Genomic DNA, 389 nt, shown 5'->3' on the forward strand with positions numbered 1-389 from the left:
CTGACGCACCGGCAACTGTTGCGCGACGTGTGGGGGCCGTCGCACGTGGAGAGCTATCACTATCTGCGCATTTACATGGCGCATCTGCGCGGCAAGCTCGAGCGCGATCCGGCGCAGCCCGAGCATATCGTCACGGAGACGGGCGTCGGCTATCGGCTGGTCGGCGTCGTGTGAGCAGGGCGGCGACTTGCGGCCGCGCAGCAAGATGGTGCAGGCGTCGTTATAATTACGGACCGTAAGGACGACCTTACGCCATTTACAAACGGGGACGGCCCCATCTGATCATGGAGCTGTTTCATGTCCTGGATTCTTCTGTTCATCGCCGGTCTGCTCGAAGTCGGCTGGGCGGCCGGTCTCAAGAGTTCCGACGGTTTCACCCGGCTGTGGCC

Annotated in this window: 2 protein-coding genes; both read left to right on the forward strand. The window is 62.5% G+C overall.

Annotated features, from left to right (window positions below; all coding sequences use genetic code 11):
- The coding region (locus SB753_RS35140; RefSeq protein ID WP_410804662.1) for a winged helix-turn-helix domain-containing protein at positions 1-174 on the forward strand (174 nt) is incomplete at its 5' end.
- A gap of 123 nt (positions 175-297) precedes the next feature.
- Positions 298-389, forward strand: a 92-nt coding sequence (locus SB753_RS35145; RefSeq protein ID WP_410804664.1) for an SMR family transporter, incomplete at its 3' end; no start/stop codon positions are given.

Origin of the sequence: Paraburkholderia sp. SIMBA_053 (assembly GCF_046534895.1) — a bacterium.
Taxonomy (GTDB): Bacteria; Pseudomonadota; Gammaproteobacteria; order Burkholderiales; family Burkholderiaceae; genus Paraburkholderia; species Paraburkholderia caledonica.